Annotated in this window: 15 protein-coding genes, 1 tRNA gene and 1 other RNA gene; 6 read left to right on the plus strand and 11 right to left on the minus strand. The window is 65.4% G+C overall.

The window, feature by feature from the left end; translation table 11 throughout:
* The first annotated feature begins 154 nt into the window (after window positions 1-154).
* From thrC to DND132_RS04680, 3 genes are read left to right on the plus strand one after another with little or no spacing between them, the layout of a single operon-like run.
* Window positions 155-1,603 carry a threonine synthase gene (gene thrC / locus DND132_RS04670; protein WP_014321556.1) on the plus strand — a complete coding sequence of 483 codons (1,449 nt, stop codon included), beginning with the start codon at window positions 155-157 and terminating at the stop codon, window positions 1,601-1,603.
* Window positions 1,604-1,616: 13 nt separating this feature from the next.
* Entirely contained in the window at window positions 1,617-2,363 is a 747-nt protein-coding gene (locus DND132_RS04675; protein ID WP_014321557.1) for a TlyA family RNA methyltransferase, read from the plus strand.
* Window positions 2,364-2,366: 3 nt separating this feature from the next.
* Window positions 2,367-3,242, plus strand: a complete 876-nt coding sequence (locus tag DND132_RS04680) for a DMT family transporter (protein ID WP_014321558.1) — start codon at window positions 2,367-2,369, stop codon at window positions 3,240-3,242.
* A 23-nt stretch (window positions 3,243-3,265) separates the two neighbouring features.
* Here DND132_RS04680 and DND132_RS04685 read toward each other — a convergent pair whose 3' ends face one another.
* From DND132_RS04685 to DND132_RS04700, 4 genes are all read right to left on the minus strand, one after another.
* Entirely contained in the window at window positions 3,266-4,090 is an 825-nt protein-coding gene (locus DND132_RS04685; RefSeq protein ID WP_014321559.1) for a rhodanese-like domain-containing protein, read from the minus strand.
* Between the two features lie 96 nt (window positions 4,091-4,186).
* Window positions 4,187-4,897 carry an energy-coupling factor transporter transmembrane component T family protein gene (locus DND132_RS04690; RefSeq protein WP_014321560.1) on the minus strand — a complete coding sequence of 237 codons (711 nt, stop codon included), beginning with the start codon at window positions 4,895-4,897 and terminating at the stop codon, window positions 4,187-4,189.
* Entirely contained in the window at window positions 4,894-5,637 is a 744-nt protein-coding gene (locus tag DND132_RS04695) for an energy-coupling factor ABC transporter ATP-binding protein (protein ID WP_014321561.1), read from the minus strand. Before DND132_RS04695 ends, DND132_RS04690 begins: the two co-directional genes overlap by 4 nt.
* A gap of 137 nt (window positions 5,638-5,774) precedes the next feature.
* Window positions 5,775-6,995, minus strand: coding sequence for an OmpP1/FadL family transporter (locus DND132_RS04700; RefSeq protein WP_014321562.1), 1,221 nt, complete (start codon window positions 6,993-6,995; stop codon window positions 5,775-5,777).
* 288 nt (window positions 6,996-7,283) lie between these two features.
* Here DND132_RS04700 and DND132_RS04705 point away from each other — a divergent pair, with 288 nt between their 5' ends.
* Window positions 7,284-7,721 carry a hypothetical protein gene (locus tag DND132_RS04705; RefSeq protein ID WP_014321563.1) on the plus strand — a complete coding sequence of 146 codons (438 nt, stop codon included), beginning with the start codon at window positions 7,284-7,286 and terminating at the stop codon, window positions 7,719-7,721.
* 39 nt (window positions 7,722-7,760) lie between these two features.
* Here the strand turns inward: DND132_RS04705 and DND132_RS04710 are convergent, their stop codons facing one another.
* Together DND132_RS04710 and DND132_RS04715 are read right to left on the minus strand one after the other, a co-directional pair.
* A complete protein-coding gene (locus DND132_RS04710; RefSeq protein ID WP_014321564.1) occupies window positions 7,761-8,507 on the minus strand; it encodes a DUF4198 domain-containing protein in 747 nt (248 codons plus the stop codon).
* Window positions 8,508-8,738: 231 nt separating this feature from the next.
* Window positions 8,739-9,662 carry a bile acid:sodium symporter family protein gene (locus DND132_RS04715; RefSeq protein WP_014321565.1) on the minus strand — a complete coding sequence of 308 codons (924 nt, stop codon included), beginning with the start codon at window positions 9,660-9,662 and terminating at the stop codon, window positions 8,739-8,741.
* Window positions 9,663-9,910: 248 nt separating this feature from the next.
* Between DND132_RS04715 and ffs the strand changes: the two genes are divergently transcribed.
* An RNA gene (gene ffs, locus DND132_RS17900) (signal recognition particle sRNA small type) lies at window positions 9,911-10,004 on the plus strand.
* Between the two features lie 40 nt (window positions 10,005-10,044).
* Here ffs and DND132_RS04720 read toward each other — a convergent pair.
* The 5 genes from DND132_RS04720 to DND132_RS04745 all read right to left on the minus strand — a co-directional run bounded on the left by DND132_RS04720 (window position 10,045) and on the right by DND132_RS04745 (window position 16,774).
* Window positions 10,045-13,470 (minus strand): hybrid sensor histidine kinase/response regulator, encoded by a 3,426-nt coding sequence (locus DND132_RS04720; RefSeq protein WP_014321566.1) that lies wholly within the window; start codon window positions 13,468-13,470, stop codon window positions 10,045-10,047.
* A gap of 222 nt (window positions 13,471-13,692) precedes the next feature.
* Window positions 13,693-14,427, minus strand: a complete 735-nt coding sequence (locus DND132_RS04725; RefSeq protein WP_014321567.1) for a transporter substrate-binding domain-containing protein — start codon at window positions 14,425-14,427, stop codon at window positions 13,693-13,695.
* A 477-nt stretch (window positions 14,428-14,904) separates the two neighbouring features.
* A tRNA-Ser gene (locus tag DND132_RS04735) sits at window positions 14,905-14,996 on the minus strand.
* A gap of 62 nt (window positions 14,997-15,058) precedes the next feature.
* Entirely contained in the window at window positions 15,059-15,976 is a 918-nt protein-coding gene (locus tag DND132_RS04740; protein ID WP_014321569.1) for a dihydroorotate dehydrogenase, read from the minus strand.
* Window positions 15,977-15,988: 12 nt separating this feature from the next.
* A complete protein-coding gene (locus DND132_RS04745; protein WP_014321570.1) occupies window positions 15,989-16,774 on the minus strand; it encodes an iron-sulfur cluster-binding protein in 786 nt (261 codons plus the stop codon).
* Window positions 16,775-16,785: 11 nt separating this feature from the next.
* Here DND132_RS04745 and DND132_RS04750 point away from each other — a divergent pair, with 11 nt between their 5' ends.
* Window positions 16,786-18,804: a peptidase U32 family protein gene (locus tag DND132_RS04750; protein WP_041915693.1), complete on the plus strand. Its 2,019-nt coding sequence runs from the start codon at window positions 16,786-16,788 to the stop codon at window positions 18,802-18,804.
* Window positions 18,805-18,825 lie beyond the last annotated feature (21 nt).

Below are 18,825 nucleotides of genomic sequence, written 5' to 3' on the forward strand. Positions count from 1 at the left end.
GTTGCGGACGGCTCGGCCGCAAAGGCCCGCCGTCCCGTTGTTTGCGAGGCCAGCCTACACAATTTTGACTTGCCATACACTACCTTTTAAGCGAACCTTTGGTCCCTTTTGTGGCGAGCTTGAAAAGAGAACCTTATTCCCATCGGGTGAGACAATGACTGCCGACCTTTTTCCCTCCTATCGCGGACACATGGAATACTTCTGCCTGGGCTGCGGCAAGCGATTCCCCACGGATGAGCTGTACTACACCTGCCCGGACTGCGGTGGCGTGTTCCTGCTCGACAACCTGAAGTTCGACGAGTTGAAGAAGACCTCCGGCAAGGAATGGCGGGCCATCTTCGACGCCCGCGCGGCCTCCAAGAAGACCGCCCTGCGCGGCATCTTCCGCTTCTACGAGCTGATGGCCCCGGTGCTGGAGGAGGAGGACATCGTCTACCTCGGCGAGGGCAACACCCCGCTGGTGGCCTCGAGCCCGGCCCTCAACGCGGCCACGGGCCTGACCACGGCCTACAAGAACGACGGCCAGAACCCGTCGGCCTCGTTCAAGGACCGGGGCATGGCCTGCGGCTTCTCCTATCTGCGCTCGCTCATCCGCCGCCATGGCTGGGACCAGATTTTGACGGTCTGCGCCTCCACCGGCGACACCTCGGCCGCGGCGGCGCTCTATGCCTCCTACGCGGGCGGGGCGATCAAGTCCGTGGTCATCCTGCCCTACGGCAAGGTCACTCCGGCCCAGCTGGCCCAGCCGCTCGGCTCCGGGGCCGTGGTCCTGGAAGTGCCCGGCGTGTTCGACGACTGCATGAAGGTGGTCGAGCACCTGGCCGACAACTACCGCGTGGCCCTGCTCAACTCCAAGAACGCCTGGCGCATCCTGGGCCAGGAGTCCTACGCCTTCGAGTGCGCCCAGTGGTTCGACTGGGACATGAAGGGCAAGTGCATCTTCGTGCCCATCGGCAACGCGGGCAACATCACCGCCATCATGGCCGGTTTCCTCAAGCTCTACGACCTCGGCATCATCGAGGAGCTGCCGCGCATCTTTGGCGTGCAGTCCCACCACGCGGACCCGGTCTACCGCTACTACGCGGTGGACGACCCCAAGGAACGCGAGTACCACCCCATGAAGGTCAGCGCCTCCGTGGCCCAGGCGGCCATGATCGGCAACCCGGTGTCCTTCCCGCGCGTCAAGTATTTCGCCGAGAAGTTCGAGGCCGTGGGCGGTAAACGCGCCTTCCAGGTCCTCCAGGTGACCGAACAGCAGATCATGGACTCCATGATCCAGGCCAACCGCAACGGGCACATCGCCTGCACCCAGGGCGGCGAGTCCTTTGCCGGGGCCAAGCGGGCCCTGGAGCTCGGCCTGGTCACCAAGGACGAGCTGTGCATCCTCGACTCCACGGCCCATCAGCTCAAGTTTGTGGATTTCCAGAACATGTATTTCGACAACGCCTTCCCGCCCGAGTTCGGGGTCAAGCCGGACATGGCGCTCGCCAACAAGCCGCAGCTGATCATCTCGCCCGAGGAGAAGGACAGCCTGTCCGAGGCGGAATACACCCGCCGGACCGCGGACAACGTGGTCGCCCGTCTCGGGCTGGAAAAAAAGTAGCCGGGGCCCCCGCATGAAAAAGGAACGGGCGGACCAGTTGCTGGCCTCCCAGGGCCTTGCCGAGAGCCGGGAAAAGGCCAAGCGGCTGATCATGGCGGGCAAGGTCCACTACATGGATCGCGGCCAGAAGACGCCGGTGACCAAGCCGGGCCAGCAGTTCTCGCCGGACACGGAGTTTGTGGTCCCGGACGACGACCGTTTCGTGTCGCGCGGGGCCTACAAGCTGCTCACGGCCATCGAGGAATTCGACCTGGATTTCGCGGGCAAGGTCGCGCTGGACGCGGGCGCGTCCACGGGCGGTTTCACGGACTGCCTGCTCCAGTTTGGTGCGACGCGGGTCTACGCCGTGGACGTGGGCTACGGCCAGCTGCACGAGAAGCTCCGCCAGGACGGCCGGGTGGTCAACCTGGAACGGACCAACGTGCGCCACGCCGAACCCGACCTCATCCCCGAGCCCGTGGACGTCATCACGGCCGACGTGTCCTTCATCTCCCTGACCAAGATCCTGCCCGCCTGCCTGCAGTTCCTGCGGCCCGGCGGCGAGCTGGTGGTCCTGGTCAAGCCGCAGTTCGAGGTGGGACCGGGCCAGACCGACAAGGGCGTGGTCCGGGATGAAAGGTTGCGTCAGTCGGCCGTGGACACGGTCCTCGACTTCTGCCGGGACGAGCTGGGACTGACGGTCCTGGGCGTGGTCCCGTCCAATATCCTGGGGCCCAAGGGCAACCAGGAATACATGGCCTACATGCGTCGGCCGGAATAATCCATGCTTCGCGGACTCGTCTTTGCGGTCATCTCCGCCGCCTGCTTCGGCTCCATGGCCATCCTGGTTAAGCTCGGCTACATGGCGGGCATGGACGGGGCGGTGATGATGCAGCTGCGCTTCACCGTGGCCGTGGCCCTGCTGCTCGTCTACCTGCTGGCCACCTCGCCGGGGATGCTGCGCATCTCCCTGCGCGACCTGGGCAAATGCGCCTTCCTGGGGCTGGTGGTCTACTGGTTGCAGACCACCTGCTTCGTCAACGCCCTGGAGACCATCCCGGCGTCCACGGCGGCCCTGGTCCTGTACGGCCACCCCATGGCCGTGACCCTGCTCGCCTCCCTGTTCCTGCGCATGCGCGTGGATCGGGTGGTCGTCCTCTCCCTGTTCCTGGTCATGGTCGGCTGCTGCCTGGTCTTCTACGACGCGTTCCTGCGCGCGGTGGACCCCACCGGGCTGGTCTACGCCCTGGGGGCCATGGCCACCTTCTCGGTCTACCTGATCCTGGTCCAGGTGCTGCTCAAGGGGCTCAGGCCGCTGACCGCGACCTTCTACGTCATGGTCTTCGCGGCCATTTCCTTCACCCTGTCGGGCGACATCCACGCCTGGGCGACCCTGGACCTCCAACAGGCGGCCATCAGCCTGGCGCTGGGCCTGTTCCCGGGCGTGGTGGCCGTGACCTTCCTCTACACGGCCATCGAGAAGATCGGCAGCGCGTACGCCTGCATCTTCTCATCAGTGGAGCCGGTCATCACCCTGCTGGCGGCGGCGGTCTTCCTGGGAGAACCCGTGGTCTGGCTACAGATATGGGGCGCGGTCCTGATCATCCTCGGCATCGTCGTGCCCAACCTGCGCCTGCGGCAACGGGCCGGGGCCGAGTGACCGCGACCCGATGACGTCCGGGGCTAGTCCCGCTTGTCCATGTACCTGGCCAGCAGCTTGAGGTGGGCCTTTTCCTCGCGGGCCAGGAGTTGCAGGACGTCCCTGGTGTCCTCGCTCCGGGCGCGCATGGCGCAGCGCAGGTAATAGTCCAGGGCCTGGGCCTCGATCATGGAGGCCAGTTCAAGCACCCCGTGGTCGCTGTCGAAGGCGCCGGGGAAGCGGTCCATGAACTCGCCGACCGGCACCCCGCCCTCGGCCATGTCCGAGGCGTTGCGCAGGGCGACGTCCTCGAATTCCTCGCGGCTCATGACCTCCTCGCTGGTGCGGGTGTAGAGTTCGTACAAAACATCCTTGTGCTTGTCCTCGAACCCGGCCAGTTCCATGAACAATTCGATGCGCTCCATGGTCTCGGCCATGTCCGCGCGCTGCACGTAGAAGGCCTGGAGCACGTTCTCCATGGCGTAGGCCTTGAGGATGACCTCGGCCGGGCTCTCGGCCCCGGTGAAGGCGATCATGCCCAGCTCCATGGGGCCGAAGGCGCCATCGCCCTCCCAGGCGGACATGCCGCCCACCAGGTTGTTGATGTCCTCGAAGCCCTGCCCCTGGAGGAGCGCGGCGGCGGCCATGGACCGGCCGCCCGAGGCGCAGTAGACGAGCAGCGGCCGCTGCCTGTCGAGCTCGTCGAAGCGGTCCGGCAGTTCGGACAGGGGCACCAACCGCGCCCCGGGGATGTGGTCCCGCTCGTATTCCGACTCCTGCCTGACGTCCAGGAGCGTGAAGGAGTCCGGCTTGCTGCCTTCCATGAACTTGCGCGCCTCATCCGGCGTCATCTGCGTGATGGTGGACATGATTCCCCCCTGATGGTGCTGTCTGAACGACAAAAACGTCCGTTTCAACAAACAGTAGGAAGGACGGCCCGTCCCGTCAACAGGATGCGGAAGGCGCTAGAGAAAAAACATGGCCCCGGCGGCCAGGAGCACGAATCCTGTCGCGGCCCAGTCCCGGCCCGCCCAGGTGAAGTCCGGCTCCCAGGCCCCGGACCGGTCCAGGCCGCGACAGGCCACGGCCAGGGTCTGGTTCCAGGTCTTCTGGCCGAGGTTGCGGATGACCGCCTGGGGGATGATGCGCATGCGCCGGAAGAACCCGGCCTCGGGGAGACGCCGGGCGACCACCTCGCGCACCCCGGTCAGGGCGGCCAGGCAGGCGGGCAGGAAATGGACCATGAGCGACAGGGACAGGGCGATGCGCCAGGCCCGCTCCCGGCCCAGGAACGGCCTGAGCGCCCAGGCCACGGCCAGCCCCAGGGCGCGTGCCGAGGTGGACAGGGCCAGGCACAGGCCGAGCATGAGCAGGGCCACCAGGCGCACGGCCAGCTGGGCCGCGTCCGTGGCCATGTACTCCACCGGCACCCCGCTGATCCCGTCGAGCACGGACTTGATGGCCACCCAGAAAAAGACGAAGGAAAGCAGGCTGCGGACCATCTTGCCGCCGCCCGGCTGCCCGGCGGCCAGGAAGCGGACCAGGACCAGCAGGAACGCGGCGCACCCGGTTGCGGCCGGAACGTCCACCTTCCACAGCCAGGGGCCGATCAGCAGGGCCGCCGCCAGTTTGAGGCGCGGGTCCAGGGAACGGACCAGTCCCGCCACGTCGATCATCGGCCCGTCTCCCCATCCCACGGCTGGATGGTCCGGCAGGCGGTCCATGAGCCCGGCGCGCGCACCGCGTGTTCGGCCACGCGGTCCAGGACGGTCTCGGCCGGGCCGTTCAGGACCAGCTCGCCGTTGTCGAGCACGGCCAAGGCGTCCACCAGGTCGATGTACGGCTCCAGGTCGTGGCTGGAGACCACCTGGGTCAGCCCGGCCTCGCGGTTGGCCCGGATCAGGGCGCGCATCTCGCGCACGCCGGGATAATCGAGGCCGCTGAAGGGCTCGTCCAGGAGCAGCACGCGCGGGCGGTCCAGCAGGGCCGCGGCCAGGCAGAGCTTGCGCTTGGTGCCCCAGGACAGGGTCTGCACCGGCCGGTCCCAGTATTTCAGAAGGTTGAGCCGCTCGGCCATGGTGCGGGCCTCGGCGGTCACGGCCTCGTCGCGGCCCCGGCCCAGGAGCAGGTCCTCCTCCACCGTGGCCCCGAGGATCTGCAGGTCCGCGTCCTGCATGACCAGACGGCAGACCAGGCGGATGTCCCCCTCGTGGCCCGGGCTGACCCGCCCGGCCACCTCGAGGCTCCCCCCGGTCGGGGCGTACAGCCCGGCCATGAGCGCGAGCAGGGTGGACTTGCCGCTGCCGTTGGCCCCGGCCAATCCGAGCAGACCGCCCTTCTCCACCTTCAGGGACACTCCGGACAGGACCTCGTCCCCGGCGGGATAGGCGAATGTAACGGTATTCAGTTCCAGCATGGTTTTCCTCGCACAAGACACTTCATCATCACCACCCCCGCTGTCAACGGTGCGGGACGGAAAGAACGGCCCGGGCCCAGACTCCCGGAATAGAAAACCCCGCCGGAGCGGGGTTTTCGTCGTCGCTGGAGCGGCTTCTAGAAATGGTAGCCGATGGAGGAGCCGAGCCCCCAGGTACTGCCGTTCTTGAAGTCCACCTTGTAGGTGGTGCCGCCGGAATCGGTCATGGACATGCCCTTGCGTTCCTTGGTGATGATGTACATGCCGGCCACGTCCAGGGTCCAGTCGGACCACTTGTAGCCCGCGCCCAGGGTGAACATCTGGCGGTCGTTGGCAGGCAGCATGGGCGAGGCGTAGTCGCCGCGGATGGGCGTCTGGTCATAGACGTAGCCCGCGCGCATGGCGAAGGCGTCGGTGAACCGATATTCCGTGCCGAGCTGGAAGCGCCAGGTGGACTTGTAGTTGAAGTCCACCATCTTGTTGGGCAGCGGAGAATTGGTGAAGCAGTATTCGATGCGGTCGAACTGTTCCCACTGGGTGTAGACGATGTCGAACTCGAAGGTCAGCTTGTCCGTGGGGGTGAAGCCCAGGCCCACGGTGTAGCTCGCCGGGAAGTCGGCGATCATGGTGGCGTCGCCGCTGCTGTTCAGGACGGGAATCGGGCTTCCGGTCACGGACACCGTGCCCTCGCCCTCGAAATGCATGGACGAACGGTAGGTCAGGCCCACGGAAAACATGTCGTTGATGTCGTAGAGCAGGCCCAGGTTAAAGGCGAAGGAGACGCCGTCCACGTCGGTCATGAGGATACCGCCGCCGGGCGTGGTCATCTCCTGGTGGGTGGTGAAGTAGCCCTTGATGATTTCGAGGCCGCCGCCCACGGACAGGGAGTCGTTGACCTTGTAGGACACGACCGGGTTCAGGGAGAAGGTCTCCAGCAGGGCGTCCTGAATCAGGGTCTGGCCGGGCCAGTTGCTGGCGTAGTCCGTGCCCAGGCCGAACCGGGTGTAGACACCCACGCCGAGGGTCCAGTCGTCGTTGACCTGGTGGGTCGCGTAGCCGTGGGGGACGCCGAAGACCTGGTTCTGGGTGTGGCTCTCGACTCCGTCCACATAGACATCCGAGGACGGGGAGACCGCGGTCACGCCGCCGTAGACGTTGGTGCCCTCAAGCTTGCTCATCTCCGCGGGGTTGTAGGCGATGACCGAGGCGTCATTGCCGGTGGCGTAGTTGGCCGTACCCATGCCCAGGGCGCGGTTGCCCCACTCGTACAGCGCGAAACCGCCCGCCTGGACCACTGAGGCGGTCGCAAGCAGGCAGACCAGAACACTGAACACAAAACAAGCGGACGCGCGTTTCATCCTTCCCCCTTGGATCGCTGCCGCGCCCTGCGGCAACGAGCGTTTCAATGCCTCCGGCACCCTCCCAGATGCCTCGGTGAAATTCCACCCCGGAAACATTACGTTATTAGATGCACAAACTGCCCACTCATACATGAGAGGCCTGATAATGTAAAATCAAAAAGCCTTTTCAAACAGCTGTTTAACTCATTTCCCGGAACGGTCGAAAGACTCGTGACGCGGCACGATTCTGGCAGTGCGCAAGGCATGCGCGGGAAGCGGAAGATATTTCCCGGCGCGGGAGGACGCATGAAGGAATTCATTCCCCGGCTGGACGCCAAGGAGAAGAGCTTTCACGGGCTGCTGGCCGTGGGCGGCCTGGCGGGCATCATCGAGGGATCGGTGCGCTACGGCTTCACCCTGCACACCGCGTTTCCGGGCATGCTGCTGACCCTGCTGGGGGCCTTTCTGGGCGGGTTCACCGGTCTGTTCCTGAAGGACTGCTGCCGCACCTGGCGGGGCCGAAAGCCCTACCGGGGGGTGCACAACGACGGCTGGATGCTGGGCGGGTTCCTGGGCGCCCTACTGGGCACCCTGTTCCAGGTGGCCGCCAGCCCGGACGGGGCCAACCTGGTCATCGGCTCCATTGTCGGGGCCTACCTCGGGGCGGCCTGCGGCGCCCTGCCGGACGAGTTCGTCACGCCCATCCTGAGCAGAATGATCGAACGGACGTCCGACAGGCCCTGACGCCGGGAGGGGCGGTCAGAACCTGCCGGACGGGACAACCTACTGCATTTCCACCCAGATGACCGCGCCCATTTCGAGTTCGCGGCCCTCATAGGGCTTTTCGGCGGTGTTCAGGCCGGCAAAGCCCCACCACCCCTTCCACGGACAGGCGAAGGTGAACACGCCCTGGCCGTCACAGAGCACTTCCTGGGTGACCATGCGCTCGTTGGGCGCCTGGCGCTTGCCGTCCTTGTTGTAGAATTCCACTTCCACCCGGGTGTACGGGGCGGGCTGGCCGCCGACCAGGACCACGCCCTGGAAGACGTTGCCCGCATAGTTGCCGAAGGGCCGGGTCAGAGGGACGATCTCGGTGTCCAGACCCAGCGGCACGTTCCAGTTCTCGCCCTCGCCGTAGGCATCGATCACCACCTTGGTGATGTGACGGATGTAGTTGTTCTCGGCGTCCTCCTTGTAGGGGACCGGGTCGAAGACGAAGGTGTACAGGCCGGGGGCCTTGGGGGTGAAGGCGGTCTTCCAGGCCAGATGGCCCATGACCTTGGTCTCCTTCAGGGTGGACAGCAGGTCCACGCGCTGGTCGTTGTCCACGGCCACGAAGAAGGCGGCGGGCTTTTCCAGTTCCATGCCCTGGCCCTCGAAGGGATGGGAGAACGACAGGGTCAATGCCACGGTCCGCTTCTCCTGGGTCAGTTCGTCGGTGTCGGGGATCAACATGCCGAAATGCGCCAGGGCCGGACCGGCGAAAAGGGCGACGCAGAGCACCGCAAGGCCGAAGGTCATTTTTTTCATCACACGCTCCTCAATGATTGTGGCAGACATAAAAATCCGTTTGTTGGTCGAATTATGTTACTCATACTAAATTCGTAACACAAGTCAAGTAAGAATACGGATTACTTGCTCTTCAAATCATGGGGCTGCGGGGCGCAACGGGGGAGGCGGCGCACGGGACGTCGGGTGGGGGACCGGACCGGGAACGCGCGGAGGCGGCCTGGACCGGAGAGGGAACCGGAGCGGGCGCGGTTACTCCGACCGGCTGCGCCAGCGCCGGGCCAGGGCCACGCCCGAGACGTTGTGCCACAGGCTGAAGAGCGCGCCCGGCAGGGCCGTGGCCGCGCCGAAGTGCTTCACGGCCAGGGCCACGCCCAGGCCGGAGTTCTGCATGCCCACCTCGATGGCCAGGGTCCGCGCGTCCCGCCTGTTGCAACGGGCCAGGCGGGCCAGGCCGTACCCGGCGGCCAGCCCCATGGTGTTATGCAGGACCACGGCCAGCAGGGCCAGGAACGGCAGGCCGAGCAGGGTCGCCTGGTTCAGGCCGATGATGCAGGCGATGAGCAGGGCGATGACGATGATGGACAGGGACGGGAACCAGCGCAGGAACGGTTCCAGGCGGCGGCGGAAGAGGCGGCGCAGGATCAGGCCGTCGATGAGCGGAAAGACCACGATCCAGAACACGGACGTGACCATGGACCAGAAGTCGATCTCCACCTGCCGCTCCAGGAACAGGTAGATGATGGCCGGGGTGAGGATGGGGGCGACGCAGGTGGAGGCCAGGGTCATGGTCACGGACAGGGGCACGTTGGCCCTGGCCAGATAGGCGATGACGTTGGAGGCCGTGCCGCCGGGACAGGCGCCGACCACGATCATGCCCACGGCGATGTCCGACGGCAGGCCCAGGGCGTAGGAGATGGCCACGGCCAGGACCGGCATGATGACGTATTGGAGGACCATGCCCAGTCCCACCAGGGGCCACTTGCGCAGGATCTCGGCGAAATCCCCGAATTCCAGGGTCAGCCCCATGCCGAACATGATGACGCCCAACCCCAGGGGAATGTGCGGCTTCACCCAGATGAAGGCCGGGGGCCAGGCCAGGGCCACCCCGGACATGACCACGGCGATAAGCAGGAAATTTCGCTCGATGAAAAGGGGGACGGCGTCGATTTTCATGCCCGTGGGTTGGCCCAAATACGACTTCTTGTCAATGTCCGGGCAAAAAAACAGGGTTCATCGGCCGTTTTCCCAGAAAATCGACGTTCGGCGTCGCCGTCATGGGGCCGCCGGACCGGGCGCGGTCCGCATGGCCGCCCGCACCCGAACCGGGACGGGATTCCGCCTTGCCGGGGAGCATCGCGGGATGGTACAAGGGAAGTGTTGACGAACGGTCGGGAACGCTGTAGGAAAACCCTTCCCGTACAGAGGGAAGCCGGACGGCGGTCGCGTCGAGAATTCCGTCAGGTCCGAGAGGAAGCAGCGGTATCGGTTGCTGCCGGGTGTCCGGTTTCCACTCAAAGGCGCGTTCAGCCATGAACGCGCCTTTTTCTTACCCCGGTCAGCCCTGCCCGTCCGTCGGCTCCCGCCCGAGCGCGGCCGTCAGTTCCTCCATGGCGGCCAGCCCCTTCTTGAAGTCGTACTCGGCGATGAACTTGAGCAGTTGCCCGACCTCGGCCCGCATCTCCACGGGCCAGACCATTTCCTTGAGGGCCTGGCTCCGCTCCCGGCACTCCACCGGAGCGCCCTGGGAGAGCGGTGAACGCAGGGCCTCCAGGGCGGCCAATCGCTCCGCCACCGGAGCGACCTCCCCTTCGGCGGGAAAATCCGATTCCTTGGCCTGTGACCGCTTGAGCACGCCGAGGCTTTGGATGACCACGTCCAGCCGGTCGGCAAAGGCGGCCAACGGCCCGGCCGGGTCCCCGTCTCCCTGATCCAAAGCCTTTTCCAGCTCCCCGGCGGCCTCGAACAACTCCATGGCCCCGAGCATGCCCGAGGTGCCCTTGACCGAATGGGCCAGGGCCACGGCCTCCTGGCGGTCCTTCGCGGCCAGGAACTCCCGGATGCGGTCGGCGGCGTCCGCGTACTTCTCGTCCAGGAGCAGGAGCAGCGTCCGATAGAGCTTCTCGTTGCCCCGGGCGCGCCGCAGGCCGAGCTGCACGTCGATGCCGTCCATCATGGCCGGCAGGGCCTCGTCGTTCACCACGGGGTGCCCGGAGGCGGCCCCGGTCCGGACCGGAGCGCGCCGGCCCCCGGCCGCCCCGCTCAGCCACCGGTTCAGGACGGCGAAAAGGTCGTCCGGGTCGAAGGGCTTGGCGATGTGGTCGTTCATGCCCACTTCCTTGCTCTTCTCGATGTCCGCGAGCATGGCATGGGCGGTCATGGCGATGATCGGCAGGTCCTTGAAGCGGGCCTGGTCGCGAATGCGCCGGGTGGCCTCGTGCCCGTCCATGACCGGCATCTGGATGTCCATGAGGACCAGGTCCACATCGTTCCCCTTCAAAAATTCCAGGGCCTTTTCGCCGTTGTAGGCCTCGAAGACCTCCATCCCGACGGAGGCCAGGATCTCCTGGGCCACCTGGCGATTGATCTCGTTGTCCTCCACCAGCAGGATCCGCTTGCCCGACAACCGCTCAAGCTCCTTTTCGGGCCGCATGGATTCGTTCAGGGTGACCATGCCCTTGCCCAGGGTCTCGACCACCAGGTTGAACAGAAAGGACTGATTCACCGGCTTGAACAGCAGCCCCCGGAAGCCCAGTTCGTTGGTCCGCTTGACCAGGGAGGCGTTGCCGTAGGCCGAGACCATGAACATGGGCGGCTTGACCGCGATGGCCTCGTCCTTGAGTATCCGCTCGGCGGTCTCCAGACCGTCCATTTCCGGCATGCGCCAGTCCACCACCAGCAACCTGAAGGCGTCCGCCCCCCGACGGCCGTGCAGGGCGTCGATGGCCTCGGCCCCGGACTTGACCGTGGTCACGGACAGCCCCATGTATTCGAGCATGCCCTTGAGGATGATCCGCGAGGTGGGGTTGTCATCCACCACCAGGGCGGGCATGCCCTGGAGTTCCTGGGGCAGGGTCGCGCTCTCGACCTCATCTCGGTAGATGGGGAAGGTGACCTCGAACCAGAAGAGGCTGCCCTTGCCGAATTCGCTCTCGGCCCCGATCTCGCCGCCCATGAGGTCCACCAGCTGCTTGCACAGGCTCAGACCCAGGCCGGTGCCGCCGTACTTCCTGGTGGTGGAGGCGTCCGCCTGGGTGAAGGGCTGGAAGAGTTCCTGGATCTTTCCGGGCTTGATGCCGATGCCGTCGTCCTTGACGGTGAAGCGCAGCCTGGCCTTGTCCGCGTCCTTCTCCAGGGTGGAGATGCCCACCACCACGGACCCCTCATCGGTGAACTTGACGGCGTTGTTGCACAGATTGATGAGAATCTGGGCCATCCGCATGGGGTCGCCCTGGATGGCGGGCGGCACGTCCTTGCCCACGCTGATGAGAAATTCGAGCTTCTTTTCGTTGGCCCTGGGCGAGACGATGGTGGTCAGCTGTTCCAGGACCTGCTCCAGCTTGAAGCCCACTGACTCCACGGTGAGCATGCCCGCCTCGATCTTGGACAGGTCGAGCACGTCGTTGATGATGCCGAGCAGGGACTTGGCGGAGATGTCGATCTTGTTCAGGTAGTCGCGCTGGGTGGCGGACAGCTCGGTCATCTTGATCAGGTGGGTCATGCCGATGATGGCGTTCATGGGCGTGCGGATTTCATGGCTCATGTTGGCCAGGAACTCGCTCTTGGCCAGGGTGGCCTTTTCCGCGGCCTCCTTGGCCTTGATGATCTCCTTCTCGGTCTGCTTGCGGATGTGGATCTCCGAGGTCAGCAGCCGGTTGGTCTTGTTCAGCTCGTCCGTGCGCTCGACCACCCGCTTCTCCAACTCGTCGTAGGCGGTCTTGAGGTTGGCCTGGGCGATGCGCAGGGGGGTGATGTCCGTGATCATGGCGAACACCCCGTTGAATTCGCCCCGGGCGTCGAACTGGGGGCTGGCCGAGATCATGGTCCAGACCTCGGAGCCGTCCTTGCGCGCCAACCGGCGCTCGTACTGGGAGGCGTGCCCGGCGCGGCGCAGCGCGATCTCCTTCTCATGGTTCTTCTGGTCCTCGCCGTGGATGAGGTCCGGCACGAACTTGCCCACCAGTTCCTCTTCGCTGTAGCCGAGCATGTCGGCGAAGATCCGGTTGACCTCGAAGATGTGCTCGGTCACGTCGATCATGACGATGCCTTCGATGCTCGTCTCGAACAGGCGGCGATATTTCTCCTCGCTCTCGCGCAGTTCGGTCTCGCGCAACCGGACCTGTTCGGCCATCTCGTTGAACTTGGAGAGGATCAGCTGGACCTCCTGGAACCCCTCCTTCTCGTCCACGTATTCCGTGTACTCGCCGGCGGACAGTCCGTCGATGCGGCTGATGAGCTGCCCGAGCGGCATGCGCAGTCCCCGGTTGAGGATGAACCGTGTGGACAGACCGAGGACGATGACCACGGACAGCAGGGAGAGCAGGCTGATCCAGGTGGTCTCGTAGACCTTTTCCCGGAAGATGGCCGGGGTCAGGCCGAGACGCACCGTGCCGACCTCGATGTTGTCGTAGCTGATGCGCTTTTCCTTGAGGATGGTCTCGCCCGGCGTGATCTCCCCGTAGCGGTAGATGTCGTTTCCGCGATGGTCCCGGACCTCGATGAAGACCACGATGTCGATGTTGGCGAACGTATTGCACAGGTTGACCACGGACTCCTCCTCCATATGCCAGAGGTAGGATTCCAGGCTGTTGGCCAGGTGCGTCAGGGCCTCGTCGGCCCGCTGCTGAAACTGTGCTTCGGATTTCTGGAACAGAAGGATGAAGGTGATCGAGGAGATGGCGAAGGTCGAGAGTACGACCACCACGATCAGGCTCGTGGTCAGGTGTTGCACCAGGGAGCGCTTTCTTCCGATTCTATGCAGCAATGGCTTTCTCCGTACCCTCTGGGGAGAACGTCCGGGAACCGCCCGAGGTCAGGCTGCCGACGCCTCGCACGGCCTCGGCGCTCGAGGAACGGCCAGGTCCCCTGGGGCCGCCCCCACCCCTTTCATAGGACCATGTCCACTTCCCGTCGATTATATTCAACATCCTTGCCCCGATCATATCCTTGCCGATCATCCCCCCGGCCCGATCAGGCCGCGCCCGGGTCAACGCAGCCAGCGGTCCAGGACGGGTTGCAGGGCGCCCTCGGCCTTCAGCCCCTGGAGGGCGTCGTCCAGTTTCCGGCGAAGCTCGGAGTTGCCCTTGACCACGGCGAAGCCCACCGGCGAACCGGGATCGCCCACGTCGATGACCCGCACGGGCAAGGCGTACCGTTCGGCCAGGAGACGGCCCACGGCCAGCGGCGCGATGACCGCCACCACCTTGCCCTCCTTGAGCATGCGCATGGACTGGTCCTTGCTTCTGGTCTTGACGATGCGGATGGAATCGAGCAGCCCCCGCTGCCGCAGGTACCGCTCCACAAAGGAATGCCGGTCCCCGGCCACGGCCTTGAGGACCAGGTCGTCCACGGTCCGGATGCCTTGGTCGTCGCGGTTGACGAAGACGACCACCCGGCGGTTGTAATAGGGCGAGGTAAATTCGAAAAACGGCCTGCGTTCGCTGTTGATCTCCATGCCGATCACGCAGTCCAGTCGCCCCAGGCGCAGGCTGGCGACGACGTCGTCCCATATCCCGGGCACCATGCGGGCCTTGATGCCGAGCCGGGCGAAGACGAGCTCGGCCACCTCCATGTCCAGGCCGGTCGGCTCCCCCGCATCGTTCAGGAACTGGTACGGCGGATAGCCGCGGGCCATGCCGCAATGGAACGGCGCATCCTGCGCCCGCACCACGAGGGGCGCCAGGACGAAGCACAGGCAACACGCCGAAATAACCAGGTGCATGATCCGCCTCATCGCTTGTCTCCCGGTGGCTCCTCCCGTCGCCCTGTCCCATGATATTTCCAGTGGATGCCGCAAGGTAACACACGATTCCCGGACCGGACCAGCCCTTTATTTTCGTCCTTCCGGCCGACCCCGCCGCCATTTGTTGTAACCCGGAGGCGGTCCCGAGCGCTTATTTCATTGGAGGGGGCAACCTCAACCAAGGCGGCACCTATGTTCGATCACAACGGGCGGGAGCCCATACTCAGCGAGACGGAGATCCGTTTTCTCCTGTCGGATACGGCGGTCGGCGCAAAGTCCATGCCGCGCCCGACGCGGGACAAGGGCAAGGGCAAGACCAAGGGGGTCCAACGGAAGCGGCTTGTCGAAATACTGTCCGCCGCGATCCGGGAATACCGACAGCCCTGAGCCGCACGCACGGCGCAAGGCGCAACAAAAAAGGCTTACGACGTTCGTCGTAAGCCTTTTTGCATTCGGTGGCGGAGAGGAGAGGATTTGAACCTCCGTTGGAGTTCCCCCCAAACACGCTTTCCAGGCGTGCTCCTTAAGCCGGACTCGGACACCTCTCCGCAGCAGAGAGGGAGTAACTACCCAATATGGTGGGGCTTGGCAAGCAAAAATTTTCCCCTTTTCAAAGCGGGAGTTGCAGGCTTCCCCGGAACTCGTCCAAACCCTTCGCGCCGATCTCGGCGAGCAGCTTTTCCATCTCGTCGGCCAGGCCGAAGGCGAAGTCCGGACGCAGGAAATTGGCGGTGCCGACCTGCACGGCCTGGGCCCCCACCAGGAGGAACTCCAGGGCGTCCTCGGCCGAACTGATGCCGCCGATGCCGACCACCGGAATGTCCACGGCGTGCACGACCTGATGCACGCAACGCAGGGCCACGGGCTTGATGGCCGGACCGGACAGGCCTGCGATGACGTTGGCGATGCGCGGCCTGCGGTTGCGGATGTCCACGGCCATGCCGGACAGGGTGTTGATCAGCGAAAGCGAGTCCGCCCCGCCAGCCTCGGCGGCCCTGGCGCAGGTCGTGATGTCGGTCACGTTGGGCGAGAGCTTGACCATGACGGGCTTGTTCCCGGCATTCTTCTTGACCGCCTCGGTGACCCGGGTGATCTGGGCCGGGTCCTGGCCGAAGGCGACGCCGCCCTCCTTGACGTTGGGGCAGGAGACGTTGACCTCCAGCGCGGCCACGCCCTCCTCGCCCGCCAGCACTGCGGCCAGCTCGCCGAACTCGGCCGCGTCGCAGGCGTACAGGTTGGCGATCACGGCCACCTCCCGCCAGGGCAGGTTCGGCAGGGCCTTGGTCACGAAGTGCTCCACGCCGGGGTTCTGGATGCCGATGGCGTTGAGCATGCCGCACGGCGTCTCGGCGATGCGCGGCATGGGGTTGCCCTCGCGCGGCTTGAGCGAGAGGCCCTTGGCCACGAGGCCGCCCAGCCGGGTCAGGTCGCCGTAGGGCGCGAATTCCAGGCCGAAGCCGAAGGTCCCGGATGCGGTCATGACCGGGTTCTTGAGGGAAAGACCGCCGAAATTTACGTGCATATCCATGGTCGCGGCCTCCTACAGCTCGACGTTGTCGGCCCAGAACACCGGACCCTGCGTACACACCTGCACGTGGTGCCCCTCGCCGTTCCTGGTCACGCAGCCCAGGCACGCGCCCACGCCGCAGGCCATGCGGTTTTCCAGGGAGACCTGGGCCCTGACGCCGTACTCCCCGGCGAAGCGCTGGACCGTGCGCATGAACGGGGTGGGCCCGCAGGCCAGAACCAGCCCGCCCTTGTCCGCGTATTCCTCGATCAGCCCGCGCAGGGCCTCGATGATGCAGTCCAGGTCCGACGGCTTGGCCTCGAGCATGCACCGGCAGTCCACGGCACGGGACAGGAGCGCGTAGGGGTAGCAGTCGAGGGGCAGCCGGTGGGCCAAAAACAGGGCCAGATTGCCGGGCTGCGGATGTTGCTCGACATATCCGCGAAAAGGTGCGATGCCGATGCCCCCGGCGAGCAACAGGGTCGGCGTGTCCGGCTCCACGGCAAAATAATTGCCCAGCGGACCCCACATGGCCACGCTGTCGCCGGGCTTGAGCGCCGCGATGCGCCTGGTGCCGCGCCCGACGGCCTGGATGAACAGGGTCACGGACGCATCATCCCCGGAACACAGGGAAAAAGGCCGTCCCCAGAGCATGTCGAGCTCCCAGGCGGAGGGCCGGATCATGACGAACTGGCCGGGTTTCCAGCCGTCCCAATCCGGGCGTTCCAGGGTCAGCTCGAAGAATTCCCCCGCCGTTTTTGATTGACCGACCGGGGAAACTTTCAATACCTTGACACTGCTGCAATTCCTCAAGGACATACAGATACCTTATGAGCACTATACATACACCGGAAATCATGGCCCCCGCCGGGGACGGAAACGCCTTTCTGGCGGCCGTCGCGGCCGGGGCGGACGCGGTCTACGTGGGGTTGAAACACTTCTCGGCCCGCATGCAGGCCCAGAACTTCTCTATCAGCGAGCTGGCACGGCTGGCAAGCCTGGGCCGGGATCGCGGCACCAAGACCTACGTGGCCATGAACACCCTGGTCAAGCCCAATGACGTGGAGGCGGCCGGGCGGCTCATCGACCGTTTGCAGCGCAACGTCAAGCCCTACGCCCTGATCGTCCAGGACCTGGCCATGCTGACCCTGGCCAAACAGGCGGGGTTCACGGGCGAACTGCACCTGTCCACCCTGGCCAACCTGACCCACCCGGACGGCCTGGCCGTGGCCAGGAAGCTCGGGGCCTCCCGCGTGGTCCTGCCCCGCGAGCTGAACCTGGACGAGGTCAAGCTCATGGCCGACGCCTGCCCCAAGGACCTGGACCTCGAAATCTTCGTCCACGGCGCGCTCTGCCACTGCGTGTCCGGACGCTGCTACTGGTCCAGCTACCTGGGCGGCAAGTCCGGCCTGCGCGGCCGTTGCGTACAGCCCTGCCGCCGCCTGTACACCAAGGGCAAGGATCAGCCCGAACGGCTCTTCTCCTGCTCGGACCTCTCCCTGGACGTGCTGACCAAGCCCCTGCTGTCCATGGAGCGAGTGGCCGCCTGGAAGATCGAGGGCCGCAAAAAAGGGCCGCACTACGTCTACTACACGGTTCGGGCGTACCAGATGCTGCGCGACAACCCGTCGGACGGCCAGGCCAAGAAGACCGCCATGGAACTGCTCGACCAGGCCCTGGGGCGGCCCTCCAGCCACTCCGTGTTCCTGCCCCAGCGCGCCTTCCAGCCGGTCCAGCCCAAGGAGGAGACCAGCTCCGGACGGCTCATCGGCGAGATCCGGCGGGATCAGAAAAAGCTTTTCTTCGAGCCGCGCGAACAACTCGAACCCGGCGACCTGGTGCGCGTGGGCTACGAGGACCAGCCCGGCCACCGGACCATCCCCATCCGCCGCCGCGTGCCCAAACGCGGACGCATGGACATCCCCTTTTCCAAGGGCCAGACCGGCCCCGCCCTGCCCACGGGCACCAAGGTATTTCTCGTGGACCGGCGCGAGCCCGAGTTGATGAAGCGGATCAAGGAACTGGAGAAGGAACTCGACTTCTTCCCGGCCCCGGAGCCCAAGGAGTCCACCTTCACCCCGACCTGGCCCCAGGCCGCCCCGCGCAGCAAGGGGAAATCCCGGTCCAAGGGCGGCCCCCGGCCCGTCTCCCGGTCCGAGTCCGTGACCCTGTTCCGTCAGCCGCCCTCGGGCAAGCTCTGGGACCGGCCCGGCTACTGGCTTGAGCGGTCGGTCCTGGGCAAGGTGCCCACCGGGATCGCCTCCCGGGCCCAGTGGTGGCTGCCCCCGGTCATCTGGCCCGGCGAGGACAAGAAGTACCGTTCGCTGATCAAGGAGGCCGTGCGCAAGGGCGCGCGCGACTTCGTGCTCAACGCCCCGTGGCAGGTCGCCTACTTCGAGGATCGGCCCAACACGACCCTGATCGCGGGTCCGTTCTGCAACACGGCCAACAAGTTTGCCCTGGACGTGTTGCGCCAACTCGGCTTTTCCAGCGCCATCATCAACCCGGAGCTGCCCCTGGAGGACCTCCAGGTCCTGGCCCAGAACCCGCCCCTGCCGCTCGGCTTCGTCATCAAGGGCATGTGGCCCTTCGCCATCTCCCGGTTCCTGGCCGACTCCGTGCCCTTTGACGAGCCCATCAAGAGCCCCATGAACGAGGTCGCCTTTGTCCGCAAGTACGGCCAGAACAACTGGATATTCCCCGGCTGGGAAGTGGACCTGACCAAGGAGATCCGCACCCTGGAACGGCTCGGCTACAAGACCTTCGTGACCATGCTCGAACCCTGGCCGCGCAACGTCCCCCGCCCCACCCGGACCAGCGAGTTCAACTGGCGGCTGAAGCTGCTGTAAGGGCAAGGGAAAAGGTCCCGC

Source organism: Pseudodesulfovibrio mercurii (assembly GCF_000189295.2).
Lineage (GTDB): Bacteria > Desulfobacterota > Desulfovibrionia > Desulfovibrionales > Desulfovibrionaceae > Pseudodesulfovibrio > Pseudodesulfovibrio mercurii.